Below are 2,009 nucleotides of genomic sequence, written 5' to 3' on the forward strand. Positions count from 1 at the left end.
ATATTTACTTTTACTTAAATACCCATTTATCAACTGACACTATAACATTTTTACGTCTTTTATATAGAATACCTATATTGCTTATCGCAATAGCTGGGTCTATTTCAGAAGATGATAACAGCCATAAAAATTATTTCATTGTAAACCCTATACTAGGAAAGAAAGTTTTAGTCGTATTTCCCTATCTTGCTGTTGCAATACTAATCGGGTTTACATTAAAAGAACAAACATCATCTTCCACTCTCATTACAGGAAATTGTATCGCTTTTGTTTTTGTACTTATTCGACATTCTATTGTAGGTATGCAAAACGCTACTCTAACAAAACGTCTACAAGCATTTAATGCTCAACTAGAAGAAAAAGTTACTTTAAGGACTTCTGATTTAGTCCATAAATCAGAGGCTCTATCTCAAAAACAACAAAAGTTTAAATCATTATATGAATATCATCCTGATCCTATTTTTACGATTGATTTAAATGGAATATTCTTAAATGTAAATAAAGCCGGGAGTATGCTACTTGGAGCGCCAACAAACGAGTTACTTGGTGAAACATGTTTTTCGATTATTTTAAAAGAAGATAAACATAAACTAGCATCTGCATTAGAAAAGGTTAAACAACAAGAATCCGCATCTTTACAACTTAGTTCTCAATATAAAGATGGCTTTACTTATTTTTTATACGTTACCATCGTTCCTATTATGATAGATGGACAAATTTCAGGAAGCTATATTATGGTAAAGGATATTACCGCATTAAAAAAACAACAAGAAGAAATTAAATATTTAGCATTCCATGATACTGTAACGAAAATTGGGAACCGTGCCTTTTTTCATAAGAAATTAAGAAAAGTTATAAAAAATGCTAAAACAGCACAAAGTGAGTTCGCATTATTATATTTAGATTTAGACCGCTTTAAAGTAATTAACGATACACTGGGGCATTCGTCAGGTGATTACATATTAGAAGAGGTAGCAAAGCGATTCCAATCATGTCTTCCATCACATACTCTTGTGTCAAGAATCGGTGGCGATGAATTTACAATTTTAATCGAAAACTATACGGACCATGATTCCTTATTCAAGTTATGTAACCAATTATTTGAAGGCATGAAAAAACCGTTTGTCCTACATGAGCATAAATTAACTTTATCACTTAGTATCGGCATCGCTATATATCCATCTGGTGGAATTGATACCGCTACACTCTTAAAAAACGCTAATGTTGCAATGTATGATGCTAAGGAAAAAGAGCTTAACTCTGTCTCTATTTATGACGATGTAATCGCTAAAAAAATCGAAAGACGATTACGATTAGAGAAAGATTTACCAAACGCAATTCAAAATGAAGAATTGTTCCTTTTATATCAACCTCAAGTTGATAGCAAATCAAATAAAATTATCGGTGCCGAAGCTTTAATCAGATGGAACCATCCCGAATTAGGTGTTATTTCTCCATATGAATTTATCCCTATCGCCGAAGAAACACTACAAATTATTCCAATAGGAAAATGGACATTACAGCAAGCCTGTCAGGAAATGAAACGTTGGCACACACTCGGATATTCTCATTTAAAAATAGGAGTAAATTTATCTGCTAAAGAATTTGAACAAGAAGACTTTGTAAAATCTATTTCTTCTACTTTAACAACTACAGGCTTACCAGCAAGTTCCCTTGATCTAGAATTAACAGAACGCATTGCAATGATGGATGAGAGAGAAACATTGATAAAACTGCGTACACTAAAAAGTTTAGGGATTCACATTTCAATCGACGACTTTGGTACAGGCTATTCTTCCCTAGCCTACTTACCTTTATATCCAATCGATACGTTAAAAATCCCAAGAGAATTTATTACAATGTCTGAAACGTGTGAAGATGGAATGGAAATCATTAAAACGATCATCACATTAGCACATACATTAGGAATGTCTGTCATTGCTGAAGGTGTAGAAACGAAAGAACACGTAAATTTTCTTCAAAAAAATAAATGTCAGTTTATTCAAGGT

1 protein-coding gene is annotated in these 2,009 nt (G+C 32.6%); it reads left to right on the forward strand.

The window, feature by feature from the left end:
- Positions 1-2,009 (forward strand): EAL domain-containing protein (locus AB3X48_RS21590; protein WP_367959926.1); only part of this gene is annotated, 2,009 nt, incomplete at both ends.

This window comes from Bacillus sp. S4 (genome assembly GCF_040838205.1).
In the GTDB taxonomy this organism is placed as follows: Bacteria; Bacillota; Bacilli; order Bacillales; family Bacillaceae_G; genus Bacillus_A; species Bacillus_A cereus_U.